The 21,656-nt window shown below is 44.4% G+C and carries 18 protein-coding genes; 6 read left to right on the top strand and 12 right to left on the bottom strand.

The features are described from left to right. Positions 1–56: 56 nt before the first annotated feature. Entirely contained in the window at positions 57–1,016 is a 960-nt protein-coding gene (trxB, locus tag VEA_RS11005; protein ID WP_006742613.1) for a thioredoxin-disulfide reductase, read from the bottom strand. A 359-nt stretch (positions 1,017–1,375) separates the two neighbouring features. Here trxB and VEA_RS11000 point away from each other — a divergent pair, with 359 nt between their 5' ends. After that, a complete protein-coding gene (locus tag VEA_RS11000) occupies positions 1,376–2,032 on the top strand; it encodes a 2OG-Fe dioxygenase family protein (protein WP_005393193.1) in 657 nt (218 codons plus the stop codon). Beyond that, positions 2,016–3,251 carry a cysteine desulfurase-like protein gene (locus VEA_RS10995; protein ID WP_006742611.1) on the top strand — a complete coding sequence of 412 codons (1,236 nt, stop codon included), beginning with the start codon at positions 2,016–2,018 and terminating at the stop codon, positions 3,249–3,251. Before VEA_RS11000 ends, VEA_RS10995 begins: the two co-directional genes overlap by 17 nt. 95 nt (positions 3,252–3,346) lie before the next feature. Here VEA_RS10995 and VEA_RS10990 read toward each other — a convergent pair whose 3' ends face one another. Beyond that, complete coding sequence (locus VEA_RS10990; protein ID WP_012841918.1) at positions 3,347–4,171, bottom strand: DUF2797 domain-containing protein; 825 nt, start codon at positions 4,169–4,171, stop codon at positions 3,347–3,349. A 336-nt stretch (positions 4,172–4,507) separates the two neighbouring features. Here VEA_RS10990 and VEA_RS10985 point away from each other — a divergent pair, with 336 nt between their 5' ends. Continuing rightward, complete coding sequence (locus VEA_RS10985; RefSeq protein ID WP_006742609.1) at positions 4,508–5,845, top strand: GGDEF domain-containing protein; 1,338 nt, start codon at positions 4,508–4,510, stop codon at positions 5,843–5,845. Positions 5,846–5,987: 142 nt separating this feature from the next. Here the strand turns inward: VEA_RS10985 and VEA_RS10980 are convergent, their stop codons facing one another. The 3 genes from VEA_RS10980 to VEA_RS10970 form a co-directional block, all read right to left on the bottom strand. Beyond that, complete coding sequence (locus tag VEA_RS10980) at positions 5,988–7,358, bottom strand: SLC13 family permease (RefSeq protein ID WP_005395853.1); 1,371 nt, start codon at positions 7,356–7,358, stop codon at positions 5,988–5,990. 219 nt (positions 7,359–7,577) lie between these two features. Continuing rightward, positions 7,578–8,312, bottom strand: coding sequence for a SanA/YdcF family protein (locus VEA_RS10975; protein WP_006742608.1), 735 nt, complete (start codon positions 8,310–8,312; stop codon positions 7,578–7,580). A gap of 154 nt (positions 8,313–8,466) precedes the next feature. Then, entirely contained in the window at positions 8,467–10,155 is a 1,689-nt protein-coding gene (locus VEA_RS10970) for an NAD-dependent malic enzyme (protein ID WP_005395857.1), read from the bottom strand. A gap of 213 nt (positions 10,156–10,368) precedes the next feature. Here VEA_RS10970 and VEA_RS10965 point away from each other — a divergent pair, with 213 nt between their 5' ends. From VEA_RS10965 to VEA_RS10955, 3 genes are all read left to right on the top strand, one after another. Next, complete coding sequence (locus VEA_RS10965) at positions 10,369–12,723, top strand: helicase-related protein (RefSeq protein ID WP_041853044.1); 2,355 nt, start codon at positions 10,369–10,371, stop codon at positions 12,721–12,723. Positions 12,724–13,011: 288 nt separating this feature from the next. Next, positions 13,012–13,389 carry a hypothetical protein gene (locus VEA_RS10960; RefSeq protein WP_005377965.1) on the top strand — a complete coding sequence of 126 codons (378 nt, stop codon included), beginning with the start codon at positions 13,012–13,014 and terminating at the stop codon, positions 13,387–13,389. Positions 13,390–13,718: 329 nt separating this feature from the next. Further along, complete coding sequence (locus VEA_RS10955) at positions 13,719–15,392, top strand: alkaline phosphatase D family protein (protein ID WP_012841915.1); 1,674 nt, start codon at positions 13,719–13,721, stop codon at positions 15,390–15,392. A gap of 78 nt (positions 15,393–15,470) precedes the next feature. Here the strand turns inward: VEA_RS10955 and VEA_RS10950 are convergent, their stop codons facing one another. The 7 genes from VEA_RS10950 to VEA_RS10925 all read right to left on the bottom strand — a co-directional run bounded on the left by VEA_RS10950 (position 15,471) and on the right by VEA_RS10925 (position 21,457). Beyond that, the gene (locus VEA_RS10950; protein ID WP_006742604.1) at positions 15,471–16,574 is read right to left on the bottom strand and encodes a phosphoribosylaminoimidazolesuccinocarboxamide synthase; all 1,104 of its coding nucleotides are present in this window, start codon (positions 16,572–16,574) and stop codon (positions 15,471–15,473) included. A gap of 203 nt (positions 16,575–16,777) precedes the next feature. Beyond that, entirely contained in the window at positions 16,778–17,170 is a 393-nt protein-coding gene (locus VEA_RS10945; RefSeq protein WP_012841914.1) for a SulA-like leucine-rich domain-containing protein, read from the bottom strand. Between the two features lie 422 nt (positions 17,171–17,592). Continuing rightward, positions 17,593–17,766 (bottom strand): hypothetical protein, encoded by a 174-nt coding sequence (locus tag VEA_RS23935; RefSeq protein WP_012841913.1) that lies wholly within the window; start codon positions 17,764–17,766, stop codon positions 17,593–17,595. A gap of 177 nt (positions 17,767–17,943) precedes the next feature. Next, positions 17,944–18,918 carry a J domain-containing protein gene (locus VEA_RS10940; protein ID WP_006742603.1) on the bottom strand — a complete coding sequence of 325 codons (975 nt, stop codon included), beginning with the start codon at positions 18,916–18,918 and terminating at the stop codon, positions 17,944–17,946. A gap of 76 nt (positions 18,919–18,994) precedes the next feature. Next, complete coding sequence (locus VEA_RS10935; protein ID WP_005395877.1) at positions 18,995–19,663, bottom strand: YiaD family glycine zipper/OmpA-like lipoprotein; 669 nt, start codon at positions 19,661–19,663, stop codon at positions 18,995–18,997. Positions 19,664–19,871: 208 nt separating this feature from the next. Next, the gene (locus tag VEA_RS10930; RefSeq protein WP_005395879.1) at positions 19,872–20,567 is read right to left on the bottom strand and encodes a DUF2786 domain-containing protein; all 696 of its coding nucleotides are present in this window, start codon (positions 20,565–20,567) and stop codon (positions 19,872–19,874) included. 209 nt (positions 20,568–20,776) lie between these two features. Further along, positions 20,777–21,457, bottom strand: coding sequence for a DUF3334 family protein (locus VEA_RS10925; RefSeq protein WP_006742601.1), 681 nt, complete (start codon positions 21,455–21,457; stop codon positions 20,777–20,779). Positions 21,458–21,656: the final 199 nt, after the last annotated feature.

The raw sequence follows: 21,656 nt of genomic DNA, 5'->3' as shown, positions 1-21,656 counted from the left end.
AGAAAACCCAGCGGGAATACCGCTGGGCTTTAAGGATATGACACAAATGTGAAAAGTTATTTGTCACCAAGTGAGTCTAAGAAACGCTCAGCATCTAATGCCGCCATACAACCTGTACCTGCAGATGTGATAGCTTGACGGTAGTTATGGTCCATAACGTCGCCTGCTGCAAATACACCTTCAATGCTAGTTTGTGTCGCGTTGCCTTCTAGGCCAGACTTAACGATGATGTAGCCATCTTTCATGTCTACTTGGCCTTCAAAGATTTGTGTGTTTGGCTGGTGGCCGATCGCAATAAACGCACCCATCACTTCAAGGTCTTCAGTCGCACCTGTGTTGACGTCTTTAATACGAACGCCAGTTACGCCCATGTCGTCGCCAAGTACTTCATCGAGAGTTCGATCGGTATGAAGAACGATATTACCGCTTTCAACTTTATCCATCAGACGTTTCACAAGGATCTTCTCTGCACGGAATGAATCGCGGCGGTGGATCAGGTGAACTTCTGACGCAATGTTAGATAGGTAAAGTGCTTCCTCAACAGCAGTGTTACCACCGCCCACAACTGCAACTTTCTGATTACGGTAGAAGAAACCGTCACAGGTTGCACAAGCAGAAACGCCGCGACCTTTAAATGCTTCTTCAGACTCAAGGCCAAGGTATTTTGCTGATGCACCTGTAGAAATAATCAATGCGTCACATGTGTACTCGCCAGATTCGCCTTTTAAACGAAATGGGCGTTGTGATAGTTCTACTTCGTTGATGTGATCAAACACGATTTCAGTTTCGAAACGCTCGGCGTGCTCTTTCATGCGATCCATCAATGCAGGACCTGTCAGACCTTCAGCGTCGCCGGGCCAGTTTTCAACTTCAGTAGTGGTGGTTAGCTGACCACCTTGTTGCATTCCCGTCACAAGCACAGGGTTTAGGTTGGCACGCGCTGCGTAGACGGCAGCTGTGTATCCTGCTGGACCAGAACCAAGAATTAATAGTTTACAATGTTTTACGTCGCTCATTATGGCTCCAAAAAGGGCTGAACATTTCCCTCGATTGTATGGAAATTCTTAGTGCTTTAAAAGCATAAACAACGATTGTGATCGAATAATTGGTTATAGATTAGAACCCACTAAAGATTGATAAAGAACGTTGACTTCTAGCATAAAATTCTATTCGTAGTAGAGAAGTCTAGTTTCAAATATCGCCAAAGCGCAAAACTGAAACATGGTTCTGTATTTGTGCCTTGGATTGGTCTGTTATGTTGTTTTTGTTATTTTGTTGAAGCTATCAACGTTAAAAGCTGGCAATTGCAGAATATTTGCGTAACCTAGTGTGTAAATTAAATGTTAATTAATGTGCCTCATTAAAGGAGACAATGATGTTACATTCACGTGAGAATACTCTGCATTTAACACAGCTCAGCATGGCAGCAATTGAGCAGCTTTCCCCATCGTTTGAAGAACTGCCTCGTACCGAGCATGCAGATGGTCAGTATCGACTAAGACGTTATTCTGTGGTTGGTTTTGATAATGGCAAAGTCATTGACTTAAACAAAAACAGCTTTGTTCAATCGTCTGATATCAACCGATTCCAAGGTGATGTTGTAAGACAATTTGAGCCGATTGAGAAGGATATTCTCACCAGTGATGGTTTCCGAGAAATGTGCGAATTGTTTGTCAATGCGAATCATCTGCCTAACGGCCAGGAAATAGAAATTCACCAAATCCGAATCACAGCGCTAGAAGAAGAAACTCAAGTGGCACCTGAAGGTGTACACCAAGACGGTTTTGATCACATTGCAATGGTTGGCGTGGGACGTCATAACATCATTGGTGGCGACATCATGCTGTACAGCAGTCATAACCAAGCCCCATTTTTCCGTAAGGTGTTAGAAACGGGTGAGGTTGCAATATTGGCAGACAGTAAACTGTGGCACAACGCGTGCCCAATCCGTTCTGTCATTGATGATGAAGCGGGTCATATGGATGTGTTTGTACTCACGGCTACGGATAAGCGCAATGAACTTCAATCTTAATCTGATCAGAGAGCAGTTTCCGGCACTCGCTCAATACCATAACGACAAACCTGTGACGTTTTTTGATGGTCCAGGCGGGTCACAGGTACCTCAATCAGTGCTAGACAGCATGGTGGGGTATTTAGGTCGTTTCAACGCCAACTTAGGCGGGCATTATTTTTCTAGCCAAAAGACGGTTGACGTGATGCAAAACGCACGCGAGTCAGCGCAAGCTCTGCTTAACGCGCCGTCATCTGGCAATATCGTCTTCGGTGCGAACATGACATCGTTAACCTTTCAGCTCAGCCGTGCGATTAGCCGAGATTGGCAAGAGGGAGATGAGATCATTGTTTCTGCTTTGGACCACTATTCGAATGTGTCCAGCTGGCAACAAGCGGCAGAAGATCAAGGCGTTATCGTTCATCAGGTTCGTATCAACGAAGATGATTGTACGTTGGACTTGGAGCATTTAAGCAGTCTTCTTTCTGATAAAACGCGCCTTGTAGCGGTGACCTATGCATCGAATACGACTGGTTCTATCGTGGATGTGCAGCGAGTAGTAAGCATGGCGCACAACGTCGGGGCACAAGTTTATGTGGATGCCGTTCATTACGCGCCGCATCACTTGGTTGATGTTCAAGCGTTGGGTTGTGACTTTTTAGCGTGCTCTGCTTACAAGTTTTTCGGCCCGCACGTTGGTATTGCTTACATTGCCGATCAGTGGCTGCACAGTATTCGTCCGTACAAAGTCGAGCCAGCAACCAATATTGGCCCAGGCCGATTTGAAACGGGGACGCAAAGTTTTGAAGGTCTTGCTGGTGTCGTTGCTGCGGTTGAGTATCTGGCTCAATTTGGTGAAGCCGGTTTACCTCTTCGTCAACGATTGGAACAAAGTTACCAGTTGTATGAACAACATGAGCAACGCTTGAGTGAGCGTTTCTTACAGCGTCTGAGTGCACTAGATGGTGTCAATCTATTTGGCATTGCGAAAGAAGATAGCCAACTCCGCACACCGACTTTTGCGCTAACATTCGACCGATATTCTCCAGAATTTATCGCGAAAACGCTGGGAGAACACAACATCTGTGTTTGGAACGGCCACTTTTATGCGCTGGGCTTAGTTCGTCAACTTGGTCTAGAAGAGTCGGGTGGTGTAGTACGAATTGGTTGCATGCATTACAACACAATAGAAGAAGTCGATATGTTGTTCGATGTACTAGAAAACATCCTTGATGCGTAACTGATTATATCTTCCTGATAGAAAAAAAAGCTCGAGTCAAACTCGAGCTTTTTCGTTTTTATTTCAACAAACCATCTATATATATATATATGCAGCTAGGTGCTTACTTCCGCTTCATAGGAAGTGAATTTTCTTACGTTGATCACGCCAGTGTCAAAAATGAGGTATTGACCTTTGATGCCTTGCAAAGTGCCAGTAACAATCGGGTTTTTATCGAAATTATGCGAGGTGATCTTAGTTGGGTGCTGTTGCACCGGATAGCTAAGGTCGGTAATGCTTTCGCTTAATATTTCAATTGCATCTTCACCGAATTGCTGTTTTATCTCAGCAATCTTGTCTTCGACTAAAGGTAATAGCTCAGCAAAACGATCTTGCAGTGCCATTGGTTCACCATCGCCTTTCAGCAGTGTGCGCCAATTGGTTTTATCTGCGATGTGTTTCGCCAGTTCAACTTCAATTAATCCGGAGATATGTCGAGTTTTTACCTTAAAAATTGGCAAACCCTGAGTCGCACCTTGATCAATCCAACGAGTTGGGATTTGCGTGTGACGAGTGATACCAACTTTTAAGCTGGATGTATTGGATAGGTAGACAAAGTGATCCACCATGCAGTTCTCTTCGCCCCATTGTGGCTCGCGACAAGTCCCTTGGTCGTAGTGGCAAGTCTCTGGCTTCATGATGCACATATCGCAGCTTGCTAGCTTTTTCATACAGACAAAACAATGGCCTTGCGAATAACTCTTTTTCGTTTTCTTACCACATGAGCAACAAAAAATATTGCCCGTGTGAGTCAGTGTGAGCGTTTTACCCAGAAACGGCGATAGATCAATTTCTTCCTCACCAACAGGTAGACGGTAACTGACAGCACCGTCCAGAGATGCACGCATTTTATTTAGCGTACCAGTTGCAATTAATGACATGACATTACTCATTATTGTGTTTTTGCACAGTATATCCGAAGTGGTGATGAGATGCAGGGTTGACAGGCACATTAAAGCGAAATGTATCGCTCTGAAATGTTATGCACTGGCCTTCATGGGTTAGGAAATACGGCTGTGAAATGCTTCGCAAATAACAAGTGAACCGCATTTTTGAGAGATTTAAAAACGTGATAACGGTTCAAAACACGTTACCATGTATCGAAAGTAAGAACGAAAGCTAAAAGTAATTTTGTTTCTTGATAAATGACTTTGTTTGAAGTTCGAAAAATCATTGAGTACATTGTGTTGTATATAAGCTGAGCAGGTCACTCGCCCATGAAGTGGATCCATAAATTTATCTTTGCCCTCTCTATTTGCACTATTAGTTTGGTTGCGCTTTATAGTGTTCTTGGCGATACACGAAAGCTGACCATTACACCAGAACATTTCAATATCTATGCGACTAAAGACGCCAGCGAAGGTGGCTTGAGTGAGGCTGATATTTTTTACGATAAGCAAAGCCTAGTTCTCAGCTGTGACTTAAAGCAAAGCTCGTATGCTTGGCCTTATTGCGGAATCTCTGTTTATACCGATTCCACAACGCCAACACAGGGGATTGACCTTTCCAATTACCATACGATTCGATTGAAAGTGAGATATGAAGAGGCGGGGGTGGGGCCCAATCCGAGCCATGATTTGCGTTTATATCTGCGCAACTATAACCCTGAGTATTCCAAACCAGACGACGAGTACACGATTAAATACAATGGCATGCAGTTTTCTCCGTCCGGTTCAAACGACATCATCGAAATTCCGATTAAAAATCTACAGGTGATGACGTGGTGGTTAGTAGACAACAAAGTCGCGATTGAACACTCTGCACCTGAATTTTCAAACATCACACGTATTGATATCGCGACCGGATCTGGTGCGGCACTTGGCGAGCACAAAATTGTGATTGATAAAATTGAGTTTGAAGGCGCTTACCTTGCACAAGAAACGTTACTGTATGCGCTCTTACTCTCTTGGATGGCGCTTGGACTGGCATTTTCGCTGCACGAATTACGAAAAAATCGAGTCGCTTATGAAAAAGCGAAAAAACGTCATCGTCATTTAGAGAAGGTGAATGGTACGTTGCGAGCTCAAAACTATGAGTTTGCAGAGTTGGCGCATCGCGATGCGTTGACGGGAGCGATGAACCGTCACGCAGTTCAGCACTGGCTTGAGCAGCAATCACGGCAAGTTCGCTGGGGGCATAGTACATTCAGTATCCTTTATATGGATTTGGATAAATTTAAGAAGGTGAATGACAAATTTGGGCACCAAATGGGGGATGACATATTGCGCGAATTTGTCATGGTGGTGGCAAGTTCCATCTACCCAGATGACCGACTTGTTCGTTGGGGGGGAGAAGAATTTGTTGTATTTTGCCCTGACACCAATATTGATCAAGCTGTGAAGAAGTCGGAAATGATTCGCAAAAATGTGGAGAGTCATTTGTGGGTACACGGTGAATCATTAACATGCAGCATTGGCGTCGCCCAAATGCAAAATGAACGCGTCTCAGAAACCATGGCGAGAGCAGATGAAGTGCTCTATCAAGCGAAGCGCAATGGTCGTAACCGGGTCGAGGTTCATTATGGTTTGCTTGCCTGCGAAAAGAAGCAAGCCTAACGATTCGTCACTCAAAGGAATAAAAAAAGGTGGCCAACTGGCCACCAAGAGGGAAACTGCTGAACACCACTTAGGGGGAAGTTTAGGTCATCGATATGATTACCGTGAGCAGCAGTGTAGTGCTAATCGAACTTGCTATTTTTTACCAGAACAACCAAGCGAAAAGCGTTAGTGCAGCAATACAGGCAATGTTTAAGACGAAGCCAATTCGCATCATTTCTTTTTGCTTGATATGACCCGTACCGAACACAATCGCATTTGGAGGCGTCGCAACTGGTAACATAAATGCACAAGAAGCGGCGACGGCAATCAATGCAGAGAGAATGACCGGAGACATGCCTAAGGCCTCTGCGATGGTTGCAAATACAGGGACCAGTAGTGCAGCACTAGCGGTGTTACTTGCAAATTCAGTCAAGAAGACAACAAAAGCAACCACTGCAAGAATCGTTAGGAGAATACCGGCTTGCTCAAGGAAGCCTGACAAGCTATGAGCCAAAAATACGCTTGTTCCGGTTGCTTTTAGAACGTTGCTCAAACAGATACCACCACCAAATAGGATTAACACACCCCAGTCGGTTGTTTTCTCAATATCTTTCCACTCGACGGCGCGAGAAGCCCCAAGCAGAAGGATCGCACCTATTGCGACAAGGGTATCGAACTTAGCGAAGCCACCTAGCATAGCGTTAATTGGCTTACTGAATATCCACAAAGTCACGGTCAGTAAGAAAATCGCCAGCGTAATCATTTTGCCGTTTGTCCACTCGACTGGTTGATGGTCAAGGTCAAACTTGTGGCTAAGGTCAGGCTTAGTCATGGTGTACAAAACGAGAATAGCGATTGGCATTAGTACTAATGAGATAGGCACACCGAGCTTCATCCACTCAGTAAAACTTAGGCCGACTTCAGCTGCTGCAATGGCGTTTGGTGGGCTACCAACCAGCGTTGCAATACCACCAATCGAAGCACTGTAAGCGATGCCGAGCAGAACAAACAAAAAGGTATTGTGATTTTTCTTCGCGTCTAGCTTTGTCATCACACCCAGTACAAGGGGCAGCATCATAGCGGCAGTGGCGGTGTTTGAAATCCACATTGACAGGCCAGCACTCACACCAAATAGCATGAATACAGCGACAGACATTTTGCCTCTTGCGAGCAATAGCACTTTATCAGCAATAGCTTGGTCTAACTTCTGCTTATGCAAAGCTGCAGCAAGTGCAAAACCACCTAAGAATAGAAAGATGATGGAGTTGGAGAAGTTGTTCAGTGCGGTCTGAGTATTAAACACGCCTAAAAATACCGCAAGTAATGGTATGAGTAGCGCGGTTATGCTGACGTGAATTGCTTCGGTTAGCCAAAGAATAGCAACAAAAACTAAGATGCTCAGGCCGGTTACTACTTGTGGCTCAAAGGGTAGGGTATTAAACAAGATAATGAACAATACGATATTCGCGTTCAAAATCATGCTGTTGCGAGTGAAGAACCAGTTCTTCAATGTCACAGCGAGTGCGGTCATGGGTAGTGCTCCTTTTGCATTGCCTTTTGTCGGTTTTTTTATGGCAAAGTAACTGACTTGTAGTTATTTATTGATTAAATGTTACTTGGAATGCAAAAAAGAGTTTTGCCTGAATCGTAGAGCAAATTAGAAAATGTGATGTTGAGAATTGGAAATGGGTAGAAAACTACCCATTTGTTTTATAGAAATGTTATTAGCCTTGTGAGCTGCGTGATTCCTCTATTCGACGGGAACTTGCAGAGGCTCATTAGAGATTTTTTCAGGCTCTTTTACTGCAACGATAGGCTCTTGAGGACCAAGAAACTTGGGCTGCGTATTAATAATGTAGAGGTCTAAAAAGGCTTTCACACGGGCGAGCAACTCTCGAATACGCATTGATGTTTTTTGTTTGTTTGTCGTAGGTCCTGCTACCGCAAGACACTGCGCATCAATATTGTAAGCATCGGCAATAAACAGCGCTCGCTCACAATGAAAGCGCTGAGTCACAATCAGAAAGCGCTCCGAAGCAAAAATCTTTTTCGCCCTCACAATCGAATCTAGAGTACGAAAGCCAGCATAATCAAGGTGAATCACTTCCTCAGGCACGCCGGCTTTAAGTAAGTCGCGTTTCATCGTCCACGGTTCGTTGTAGGAGCGATGGGCGTTATCGCCACTCAATAAAAACTGTTTTACTTTGCCTTGGTTGTAAAGCTCAATCGCCGCATTAATGCGATGAGTGTAGTAAGTGTTGAGGATCTTACCGATGTATTTACTGGTACCGAGAACCACAGCAACCTCATGTTGAGGTATTGGTTCGTATTCAGTGAAAATGCTTTCTTTGGCTTGTAAAACCACCCACCGGTCGATGGCAATAACAGAAACAAGCAGACTAAGTACAGAGATCGACAAAATCAAAGCAAGTCGCTTCCAGGAAAATTTCAGCTTCCACTTTGATCTTATGCGAGAAAACAACAAAACGTTTTATATCCTTAACTAAAAATGTAGTTCTCATCATATCTGATAGAAACAAAAAGAGAGAAGCCCATTTATGCCAAAATCTGGTTAGGATGATAAAAAAATAAAAGCCCCTACATGGTAGGGGCTAATTATTAAACGAAATGTCTCAAGCTTAGAACGCAGTGCGTTTGTAACGACGGTAAACAGGCTGCCAGAACGATTGTTCAATCGCCACGTTCAATGCTTCATCAGTAATTTCTAATGCCACACCTTGTTCGATTGCCTTCTTACCAACAGCAAACGCGATCTTTTTCGATACCGAGTGAATCTCTTCCAACGGTGGAAGTAGTGCACCACGACCGTTGATTGCTAGAGGAGAGCATGTTGCGAGCGCACGGCTCGATTCCATTAGCATTTCGTCGGTGACACGTTTTGCGTTTACAGCAAGTACACCAAGGCCAATGCCTGGGAAGATGTAGCTGTTGTTACATTGTGCAATCGGGTAAGTGCGACCTTCATGAACCACAGGCTCAAATGGGCTACCTGTTGCAACAAGTGCTTCACCATTTGTCCAGCGAATGATGTCGTTAGGTGTTGCTTCTACGCGGCTTGTTGGGTTCGATAGTGGGAAGACAATCGGACGCTTACAGTGTTTATGCATTTCTTCGATGACTTCTTGGCTAAATAGGCCAGGAGCACCAGAAACACCAATCAGTACCGTTGGTTTGGCGTTACGCATAACGTCGAGGAGTGAGAAGCCATTTCCTTCATTTTCCCACTCTTTCGTATTGGTATGTTTCTGCACCAGGCGTTGTTGGAAATCAAGAAGGTTAGGCATACCTTCTTGTAACAGACCCCAACGGTCAACCATGTAAACTTGTGAGCGAGCTTGCTCGTCAGAAATCCCTTCCGATACCATTTGTGCGATGATCGCTTCTGCGATACCGCAACCAGCAGAGCCAGCGCCCAAGAAGGTGATACGCTGTTTAGACAGCTGAGTACCTGCTGCTTTACAGGCTGCAAGTAGAGAGCCAACAGTAACGGCCGCCGTGCCTTGAATATCATCATTGAAGCAGCACACGCGATCTTTGTAACGCTCAAGAAGAGGCATCGCATTTTTCTGAGCAAAGTCTTCGAACTGGATCAAGGCATCAGGCCAACGGCGCTGTACTGCTTGAATAAACTCTTCTACAAATGCATCGTATTCTGCACCCGTAATACGAGGGTGACGCCAACCCATGTACATCGGATCAGCTAAACGTTGCGGGTTATTGGTACCCACATCAAGCACGATTGGTAGCGTGTAAGCAGGGCTGATACCACCACACGCGGTATAAAGTGACAGTTTACCAATAGGAATACCCATGCCGCCGATACCTTGGTCACCCAAGCCAAGGATACGTTCGCCATCTGTCACAACAATCACTTTAACGTTGTGGTTTGCTGCGTTGTTCAGCAGATCGTCAATACGGTCACGGTTCGGATATGAAATGAATAGACCACGACCACGACGGTAGATGTTAGAGAAGTTTTCACATGCTGCGCCGACAGTTGGCGTGTAGATGATAGGCATCATCTCTGAAATGTGGTTTTGCACTAGGCGGTAATACAGTGTTTCGTTGGTGTCTTGGATATTACGCAGATAAATGTGCTTATCCATATCGCTTTCGAAACTCTTGTATTGCTGGTAGGCACGTTCCACCTGCTCTTGGATTGTTTCGGTAGACTCTGGAAGCAAGCCTTCTAAGTTGAATGAACTACGTTCTTCAGCAGAGAATGCACTGCCTTTGTTCAAAAGAGGGGTTGCTAAAAGAGCCGGACCCGCATATGGAATATATAGTGGGCGTTTATCGTTGTTCATTGGGTGCCTTATGTAGGGTTGAAGGATGCGCACCAAATTTTAACGGGTTCACCATTTAGTTGTAAACATGCGTTGATGCACATCAATGTAATGTCGCAAAAAAACTCAGATACCGCCGAAAATATCGGCAATATTGGTTGTTTAGAGATACCTAAAGCAGGATTTTTTTACTTGGGTATAATGTTCTGCATCATCAAATCAAATCCAATTTCTATGTTTCAACTACCTATCGACAGCCTGCAAGCTGAGTTTGACCAACATGTGAACCAAAACCATCTCGTGGTGGAAGCCGAAACCGGGTCAGGTAAATCTACACGTTTGCCTATGTGGGCGGTAAAACACGGACGCGTGCTGGTTATTGAACCACGTCGAATTGCTTGTACCTCGTTGGCTGAATATCTTGCGGAGCAATCTGGTGAGCCAATAGGTCGCAAAGTCGGTTACGCGATCAAGCTTCATGCCTACTTTGATGAAAAAACCGAAGTTGTATTTGTGACTCCGGGAGTCGCACTGCGTTGGTTTGCGGAAAACAAGCTAGCAGGCTTCGATATCGTGATAGTGGACGAATTTCACGAGCGACGCTGGGATATTGATCTATTAACCGCAATTTTGAAGCAAGAAAATCAACATCGGTTGATCGTCACTTCCGCTACGCTGGAGGGCGAAAAGCTAGCGCGTTACCTGAATGCGAAGCGTCTGCGATCTGAAGGGCGTTGCTTTCCAGTCACGGTGACACATAGTTCTTTAGACAGCCGTTATTTACCGAATAAGAAGGGATGTGAACAAGAGGTTTTCAGAGCGGTAAAAGAAGCATTGGAAGATGAAGATGGCGATATTCTTGTTTTCCTGCCTGGACGCAAAGAGATCACCCAATGTGCTCAGATGCTACAAAGTTGCGGCGAAGTCATGGTGGTCAAACTTCATGCCTCGGTTAGTGATGAAGAACGGCACCGCGCGTTAACTACGCAAAAACAACGAAAAGTCGTATTGGCAACCAATGTTGCGGAAACCTCCTTAACGATACCTAACATCCGAGTAGTCATTGATAGCGGCTTAGAGCGTCGAACCATTCAACGTAACGGTCGCACAGCGTTAACGCTGACCCACATTTCTAAGGCCAGCGCCGCGCAGCGAATGGGGCGGGCGGGCCGTGTTGCTGAAGGGGCTTGTATTCGTCTATATGGTGAACACGCGCCTTTAGAATTAGTGACGCCTCCAGAATTGCACAGAGAAGAGCTCGTCGAGCCCATGCTGGCAGCGGCTTGTTGTGGATACCGTCTTTCAACACTCGATTTTCTCGACTCAATTCCTCCAAAGTCGCTAGAGGCATCTCATTCGACGTTGTTATCTATGGAAGCGATTGATGAGGATGGCAATGTCACGCAGCACGGTAGAAAAGTATACCCACTACCTATTGATGCACTGTTTGCCGATCTTGTTACCAGAATTCAAGCGAAGCCAGAGAAGGAAGCAATGATTGATTTGGCTGCCGCCTTATCTGTGCCTGCGCAGCTCTATCAGCGACAAAGTGGCGAAGTCGCTGAGCTTCTATCTCAAGAGGAGCCATACGGATGTGATGCCTCTTTGCTTATCCGTTTGGTTCGGGGGGAGCGACTTCCGGGCATTGTCATTGATGCCAGCGCACTCGAAGAGGCACAAGGTTTAGCGAAACAAATGCGAGAAGTATTTGAATTACCGGAACTTGACGTTGCCTCTCGATATAACCGTGAAGCGCTCTTTTTCTCCATCGCCTCATTACACCCTGAGCTTGTGTTTGTCCGACGAGCTCGTCGAAGAGATGCTCTAGGAAATGGAGTAGTCGAGATGCTGGTTGGGCGTAACAGCCGCTTTCCTGATAAAGAAGAAGCGGCCATTGTGCTAGATAGCCATAGCGTGCCAGGACGAGGCGTTAAGCAAACACTGAACCTCGCATCGGTCATGATGCCTATCCCGCTGACGTTGTTACGCGAACTTGAACTAGGGGAGTGGCAACAAGGCGAGACGAATTATGAAGAGGAGGCCCCAAGAGCAACGATGCATTTGGTCTACGCCGGGCGAACAGTCTGTTCTGAACATCAAGCGTTACAAGGTGATGTTGCTGTTCAGTCTATTGTCGAAATGATAGAAGACGAGACACTGTTACCAGGTTTTGCTTCTCAAAGAAAACAACAAATCCAACACTGGAAACTCTACAACGCATTGGGCCTTAATGTCGAAGGAGAAGAGGTTAACGACTTGGCCTCCTTGACATTTTCTAGCTGGTTAAAGGATCAGTTGGAAACATTAGGCGTTGAAAATGTCGATGATATGGCGTTGTTTGAACCGGAAGACTTAACATTTTACGGTGTTCCAGAATGGGAATACGACGATTTCACGGAGCAGTACCCTTTGGAACTTTCGCTGCCAGAACTCCAACTGGATGTTGAGTATTACGCGTCTCGCAAGCTGGTACAGGTCGTTTATCGAGAGGGAAACCGTAAGGGAGACCCGAAGCGTTGGGAGCTGCCACGCTGGGCTGGTTGGAAGATACAGTATAAAAAGGCCAGTCGAGTGATTGATGTGAAGTAGGTAGGCGGATGACGTTGTGACAAGAATTGATATTTTTTTGGTGAATCTATAATAATTTCATATTGATAGCGTTACTTACGTGTTGTTTTTAGTTTCTTAATTGAAATATTAATCAATTGAATGCTTATATATGGCGAAGCTGTACATCAGTTGTTACAAAGCTGGTTTTAATATTTCCTTTTGCATGTAAATTAGTGCATAAAAGACGAATGTTTTATATCCCATTGCTATATCAAAACAGTTGAACGATATTTGGTATATCTCATTTTCGAGTGTCGGGGGCATAGAATGGATCAACAAGGAAAGACGTGCATTGAATTCGACTACACTAGCTTTTTAGGGGCAACAGGTAGTAAAAAATGGACCTTTTTAGAGGCATTTGCCACCATCGCGCCTATTTTCGGTTTGATGTGGAAACAGAACATTGCGGAATTGAGCAAGCCTGAAGATCGGTTGTGGGATGCCGCATTAAAATCGATGTCTTCTCGTAAAAGTGATGAATCCAATTTGGTCCGCTTAACCCAGTTAGCTAAACATGAAGGGATCAATGAATTGCGAGTCGTTATGCCATATTCGCTCGATGTTCAGCAAATCGAGTACATAGAATCTCGCAGTCAGTTGAAGGTGGACACGTCAGAACAAGATGTCCTGAACATCAAGTTTTAGGCTGAGCATTTCCACTTCATCGATGTACCACTTAACAATAGTGCAATGAAAAGCGACCTCAAAGTAGGTCGCTTTTTTATTTTGAGGTTTTTGTCACAGGTCTTGGAAGTGTGATGAATATAGAGTATTTGCACTTAAATTAACAAAAATGTAACGTTTGGAAATGCAATTGTCATAACTAGCTTCTAACTTTGTGTTTTTAGGACAAATTACCGACTAAGTGGTTGGTACTGTAAGTTCGAATTAACGTCCCTTATTGGCATACAAGGATGATTGAGTCACCACGTCATTTGGGCATAAAAACAAACACAATAAGAAAGGAAGTCAATATGTCTTTGTCTCGTCGAGACTTTATGAAAGCTGCCTCTTCAACGGCGATTGTTACCGGGCTGGTGGGCTGTGGTAGCGATGCTAGTGAATCTGTTGCGGTTACCTTTGAGCACGGAGTGGCGAGTGGAGATCCTACTCAAACACAAGTAATCATTTGGACTCGTGTTACGACCTCAGCAAGCTACGCAGATGTAAGCTGGCAAGTTTCATCTAACGAAAATTTTACTGATATCGTGCAAAGTGGCACTTTTGCCACAGACACGAGCCGAGATTTCACGGTAAAAGTCGATGTTCAAAATCTCAACGCAAATTCTCGCTACTACTATCGATTCATGGTTGGAGATGTCACTAGCGAAGTCGGGCAAACTCAAACATTACCAGAGGATGGTGTAGAAAAGGCATCCATGGCTGTTGTTTCTTGTGCAAACTATCCTGCAGGCTATTTCCATGTGTATCGAGAGATCTTAAATCAACATGAACAAGACCCGTTTGATGTGGTGCTTCATCTCGGTGATTACATTTATGAGTATGGTGCTGGTGGCTACGCTAGTGAAGATGCTGAGGCACTAGGGCGAGAGCCAAGCAAAGGCACTGAATGTATTACCTTAGATGATTACCGAAAACGGTATGCGCAATATCGCCAAGATGCTGATCTGCAAGCGTTACATGCGAGCCTACCAATGATTGCTGTCTGGGATGACCATGAGCTTGCAAATGATACTTGGAAAAATGGTGCGGAAAACCATCAAGAAGAGGAAGGCAGCTTTAATGATCGTCGTGCAGCTGCGGCTGCCGCGTGGACAGAATGGTTGCCCGTTCGTGAAAACACTTTCTCAAACATGCTGATTTACCGTCAGTTTTCGTTTGGAAGTTTAGTCAATTTGATGATGCTCGACACGCGACTTGTGGGACGTGATAAACCGTTGGATTACTTCTCGCTCAGCTCTCCAAAGATGGAAGCTATTGGCGGTTTAGTTGCTCAGTCGCGCAGTGAAGACCGAGAGCTGTTAGGCGCTGACCAACTCGCTTGGCTGATGGATGCGTTCAGTACGCACGACGCAACTTGGAATGTGCTAGGGCAACAAGTGTTAATGTCTCGTATGGAGCTGCCAAGTTCGGTGATGACCGCTATGTTTCAATTGTTTACTGCCACTGAAGACCAAAAAACAGAGGCGTTATTAGCGGTAAACTCTGCGATTACGGGTTATCTCTTTGACCCAAGTTTAGATACCATTGCTTTGCCATATAACCTAGATGCATGGGATGGTTACTACGTTGAGCGAGAGAAAGTTTATCAACTGGCCAAAGCCAGCAGTGGTAACTTTGTCTGCTTGGCAGGAGATACGCACAACGCATGGGCAAGTGAGCTTAAAGACGTATCTAAGCATCCTATCGGGATAGAGTTTGCAACTAGCTCGGTGAGTTCCCCTGGGCTAGAGGCCTACCTAGCGTTAGATCCTGTTGCGATCGCTCAAATGGAATACACGTTGCCGCACTTAGTGTCAGAATTACAGTGGGCAGACATCAAACAGCGTGGCTTTATGCGCGTTACTTTTACGCCCGACAAGGCAGAGTCGACCTGGTATTTCGTATCAACGATTAAAGACAAAACATATCAGGTGACGACTAAGTCAGCCTCTACAACAGATGGCACTACGTTAAATATCGGCTAAACTGAGCCTAATACGAAAAAAGTCCGCAAGCTAGTGCGGACTTTTTATTGGAAAGCGTTTAGCAATCTGGCGACAGTGCTAGTCAATCAATCCGTATTCTTTGCTCAGTACTTCGATGATTTCCGCTTTCGGATTCTCACTCAAATGAATCGGCTTGCCTGTAATCTTCTCGGCAATACCAATGTAGGTGCTCGAAATCGCCATCAAAGATTCGACGGGTAAAGCATTATCACGAGCGAGTGCTTCGCGCTCTGGCATACGTTCTTTGTTTAGCAGGATATCTGGGTCAGGGAAGTGGTTAAGTAGGAACTGGCGGAAGCCTTCTTTTGAGTTCTCTACGATGTGACCTGCTTGGTACTCTTTAGCATCCCATATACGAGACGAGTCTGGTGTACCCACTTCATCCATGTAAATCAGCTTTTCATTGCCAGCAGCATCATGAACATAACCAAATTCGAATTTGGTATCGACAAAGATTTGGTCGATTTCTTCTAACGCTTGGCTGATAACGTTAAAGCCTTCTTTCAGCAGTTTTTCGTAGAGTGCGATATCGTCGGCACTTGAGAAGTTAAATGCTTCGTAGTTGTCTACGATGTTTTGACGAGTAATATTCACGTCATCCGCTTCTGGCACACCGGGAATACCTTTTAGAATGCCTTTTGTGGATGGGGTCATGAGCAACTCTGGCAGTGCTTTGTCTTTTTCTAACCCTTCAGGAAGTTGGATTCCACAAAACTCGCGCTCGCCATTTGCGTAAGCGCGCCACATCGAACCCGTGATGTATTTGCGGCAGATGGCTTCTATTTTTACAGGTTTGGCTTTTTGTACAATCCAAACAAAAGGGTGAGGAATGTCTAGAATATGGCTATCTGCTAAGCCATTTTCTTTGAACAGTTTGAACCAGTGATTAGAAATCGCATTAAGCGCAGCCCCTTTACCCGGGACACCATTAAGACCACCTTCAGCATGCCAAATACAATCGAATGCAGAGATTCGGTCGCTAATCACCATGATAGCCAAAGGCGCATCTGGAGCGACATCGTATCCTTTTTCTTTGATCAGTCGGGCACTGTCTTCTTCAGTTAACCAGTAAACTGAACGAACTTTTCCGCTGTGAACGGGTTTATGGGTGCGAATTGGCAGGTCGTCATTGACGGCAAGTACTTGATTAGCAAGGCTCATTGCGACATTCCTATCATCTTAATCAAACGTCAGAAAGAGAAGATATTCAGCAAAATGTGGGCGCTGAATAAATCGAATGTGGGCATCATACCAGAACTATTTTAACTCGCCAGAGAAAAAGCAAACGTTTGCTTATTTTCTTTAATACAAAAAAAGCCCCCTTAAAAAGGAGGCGAGATGCAGGATGGATAACGTCGAACTTATTAGTGGTACTTATTAACTCTGCCTTCGACGAAAAAAACCTCACACTGATAGCGCTGCGCCATGTCGCGCAACATCGATTGATTCATAAGTGCAATTTTATTTGATGCGACAACAGCACTGGCATTACCTGATCGGATGGCTTTGATCACGATCTCGACTTCTGAAAGCTGTTGAGAAGGCTTCATTTGAATCACGTTTTTACAGCAAATATTAGAAGCAGTAAGTTGTTCAAAGTCTGGACGAGGGCAGTCTGCTGTAAACAAAATCCATTGTTTCTGCTGCGATAAAACAGCCAGCTTAGATAGAAGCTGATCCGAAACGGCCATGGGCTGAGTTGCTTGTGCCAATACGTTGTAACGAGAGTATGTATGAGATTGACTTTGTAACTGCATCTTACTGTTCCTTTATACATGCTGTATGTGTATACAGTAGTTTGTTTTGACGACCTGATCAACCCGTTTCTCAAAAGTTATTTGCGTTTTTTTGAGAAGGAAACAAAAGGATTTTATTTTAAGTATCTGAATTTATTTGGTTATTTTTCATTTTTGATATGTCTAACATCAATTTAAAAATGTGAGATGAGTAGAAAATTGGACGAGATACATACAGGGGGTCACTACTGTATATACAGGTGTTTTTTCACGGGCAGTGGTTTGTATACAGTAGGAGAGGGGCTGATAACCGATGCGACATGCTATGTAGGATAGGAGGGAATACGAGATAGAGATTGGAAATAGGGCTTGGCCGATCAAAAAAGCGCCTTAAAAGGCGCTTTTGAAAATCAGTTCCGTTGATTCCGTCTTGCTTAGCTCGCTCATTGCAAGCGTTCGCGCATTTGTAATTCGCCTTGGTTAAATAGGCGCACGTCGATTTTTGCCATGTCGTAACAAGCTTTACATGAGTAATGGTGCTTGCCATCTAAATAATCGTGACGAGTTACAAGACTAGGTTTTTTACACCAATCACAGGTGCCTTCTTCAGTGAACATTGATTTTCTCCCCACCTAGATTAATTTGAGTCGTTAGGTGTTATTTTGCGCTGAGCATTATGGCATAAAAGCGAGACTTAAGTTAAATGTCTGTTAATTTGTTTGAGAGGGAGATCGATTGCGGCGCTTGATTATATGGGTCTAAAAGCATGCTAGCCAAAGTGTCTCGACCTGTTTTTACTGTTTTGTAACATTTTGTGAGACAAGCTTAAAGGCATGATTGAGTCGCTTCATTTCTTCTTCACTGCCTCTTGTGTCCGGATGATAAAGCTTTGATAGCTGTCTATAGCGTAGCTTTATTGCTTGTAAATCAGGGATGTGTTGTGGTGTGTAGCCAAACATGGCGCATGCGACGCTTAGCTTATGGTTCTCTGCCTGGGTTTTGGATTTCTTAAATTCTTTGAATACTTTCTCTAGCTGGCGTTTCAGTTGCTTGTTCGTAAACTCTAGCTCTTTAACTTTTGCCGCCATTCGCTGATTTTGGCTTTCCTCTTTGGCTTCACGCGCTTTTCTATTCTGCTTATGTTTCTTGATTACGAAGAAGCTTAAGCCGCTGATGATGAGTATCGCCGCTAGCCAGATCAGCCATAAAAACTGCGAGTATTCTACCTTGGGGTTTGCAACTGTGCTTTTCTCTTCTTGTGTTTGTTCAGCCTTTTTATCGAGCGACTTTATTTGCGAGACTTGTTTAGCTCGCAGTTGGTTGAAGCGCTGCTCTAACAGTTGATTATATGCTTGTTCTGCTGCTGGATTATGCTGAGAAGCCATTTGATACAAGGCTTCAGTCAATTGAGAAGTTGTGACCTTATCTTGATTGCGCTGAATAAAATCGGCGAGAAGAAAGCCACGATCGGTTGGGTCATTGAGTGCGATAGAGGTTAGCCAATATAACGCTTGTGTTTCATTTTTTTCGCCATTTATCCCTTTAGCAAAGTCGTTCGCGAGCTGTTTTTGCGCAGGGAGGTAACCTTGGTTGGCGGATTGCTCTAGCCAGTAGCGTGTTTCTGTTGAGGCTTCAGCTTTGTTTGATGCCAATAATTGTTGTGCGTACTCGTATTGTTCTATGGGGTCATTTGGAGCTTGAGAGGCAAGCGAGTAACCAGAAAAGCAGAGGCTAAATAAGCAGAGTAGGGCAGACGTTTTGACAGACATTGATATGTCAGGCCTAACGATTATGGTTAGGCCTGCTCCGGTAATTTTTTATTATTACCGCTATGGTGCAACCAAATTACTTCAGTGGCAAGATCTGGATTTCAACACGACGGTTGCACGCACGACCTTCAGAAGTTTGGTTTGAGCAAATTGGGTTACGTTCGCCGTAGCCACGTGCAATTGCACGACCAGGTGCAACGTTTTGAGATACTAGGAATTGACGTACGGACTCTGCACGACGCTCAGACAACGTTTGGTTGTATGACTCACTGCCCGTGCTATCAGTGTAACCGTCGATAACAAGGCTGGTATCTGGGTATTCAACCAAGATGCGAGCAACACCGCGTAGCGTATTATGAATGCTAGCATCAAGCTGGTAAGAGCTTGAAGAGAAGCCGATACCATTTTCCATACGCAGTAAAAGCTGGTTCTCACCAACACGCTGAACTTGTACACCAGAATTTAGCAAAGCGCGACGCAATTCTGCTTCTTGTTGGTCAAAGTAGTAACCAACGCCAGCGCCAGTCGCTCCGCCTGCGGCCGCACCAATGAGTGCATGCTGACGACGTTCTTTAGCGTCATCGCCCGTTGCTAGACCGATTGCTGCACCAGCGATAGCACCAATAAGCGCGCCTTGCGTGGTTGAGTTAGTTTCGTATTCACCCGTTGTTGCATTTTGGCGTTGAGTGGCTTGACAGCCAGTAAGAGCTAGCACTAGAGCTAGTGCAATAGGCATCTTTTTCAAGGGAAAATCTCCGTATAAAACTGAGGCGAAACCATGCCTCATAATGGGATGCGAATTATGAATAAGTAAGCATTGATATTTGTTATGAGAAAGTAAGATTGATAAGAGTTTCTGTAAGAAAATTCTTATCGTTACTATCACAACTTTAAAAAGTAGGTCCCAATCACATTGGAATATTGGGACCTACGTTAATCAATTGCTGTTCTGGTTATTTCGATGGATTGCCCAACATTTTACGCGCTTGCTCGCCGCCAACACCACGGTTAACGGAGACTCTTCTACCTTTCTTTAAGCCCACTTCGTAGTCTTCGGTTAGGTTTTTCATCGCTTCTTTCAGTTGCTTCTTGAAGGTTTCGCGGTCAATGTTTTGGAATTCTTTATCAATATAATCATTGATTTTGTTGGCCGACTCTTCGTCTGGGGAAATGACTGGAAGTTTCTCTATCGCGCCCTCTACCCAACCAGATACAAATGAGTTCACGCGGCGAGTCACCTCTTGAGAAGAGGTGCCCGTACCTGCGAAGCTGTTTCGGAATTGTCCGGTACTTTCGTTCATCTCGCGATAAATAATATCGAAAGCAAATGCAGCAAAAATCGCGCGATCTGCTTCACCGATAAACTCGACACGTTTGAGCCCTTTGTGATTCAACAACACCGCTTCAACACCGAATTTAGTGTTAATGCCGCGAATCACTCGCAATATGGTAGAACTGATATTCGCTGGTAGTAGGTGGGAAGATTGTGTTTTCCCCATTCTGATAAACTCAATATCGTCTTTATCCAGACCATATTTGAGCATGAGGCGATGTGCCATTTTGATAGCATTGGCAGCCTCATTAACATTAGCGGAATTGCCCAGTTCTAAGCACTTGGCGATTTTTTTCAGAGCTTTTTGTTTATCCATCGACAACCAGTAACGAAAGCAGAAAATTTATGAAGTCAGACATATTACCTTTTTTGACATAAAAACGAAATACAAGGTGGGAGTGAAGGTGGTTTATGGACATAAAAAGAAGCCCCGCGGAAGGCGAGGCTAGGCGTTTTAGTTCGTCATAATCAGTATGAAGTCGTACTTGTGTCTAAGAAGCCATTCTTCATTAAGATTAGTTGGAATTACAATCCGAGCTGGTTGAGTAAATCATCGGCGTCATCGTTTGAACTCGACGATTTAGATTCTTTCTCAGCCATATTTTTACGTGTTGCTTCTAAAATATCGTCTGGATTTTCGTCTTCTGCGATTTCAAACTCTTCTAGTTGGATGAACTCAGTTTTGTCCATCGCTAACTCCAGATAGAAAATGTTGTTATTTTCGGTGGAGAACGTCACTCGGCGAGCTTGAGGGCGGTCAAGGTTGGTATCCACTTGTAAGATGACTTGCTTATTCAGCGCCATCATTTTTGGCTGGTTTTGTGTGATGTTCGTTTGCAGCTCTTTACGAATTTTATTGGTGAAATCTCCAACCAGTTGGTTCATTAGCTCACCCAGAACATCTCCCACCTCGTCAGAAGTATGAGATATTGCCAGTTCTTCTTCTGGCATACCCATATTACGCATGTAGTTGGTGTAGATCTCTAATGCGGCTTTTGCCGTAAAATTAATTACGACCAGCCCGGTAAACCCGCCATCAAACAGAACAAAACAGCCAAAATCTGGCTTGAGGCTAGTCTTGTGGATTTTTTGCACCATTGCAGAGTAATTTACTTGAGAAGATGTCGCCGAGGTAAGGACGCCAGAAACAGACTGGCAAAGTTTGAGAAGGATATCTTCAGTGGTCACAATTTTATTTTTTTTCATTCTGAAAACTCATCTATAAACGCGATTCGTTCCCCAATGTAAGGCATCAAGCGTGAAAAAATAAAGCATAAGTTTAATTATTGTATCGAGATTCTGATTTGCTCGTCTTTTTAAATGTTGTAAAGTGACGAAATTCAAAGAATATTACTTCACTTACTCTTTTGTGGTGTTTTGTTTCGCTGAACGCCAACTTGTATGA

The organism is Vibrio antiquarius, assembly GCF_000024825.1.
In the GTDB taxonomy this organism is placed as follows: Bacteria; Pseudomonadota; Gammaproteobacteria; order Enterobacterales; family Vibrionaceae; genus Vibrio; species Vibrio diabolicus.
Note: the sequence above shows the minus strand (reverse complement) of the source record. Positions and strands in the feature narration are given on the sequence as shown.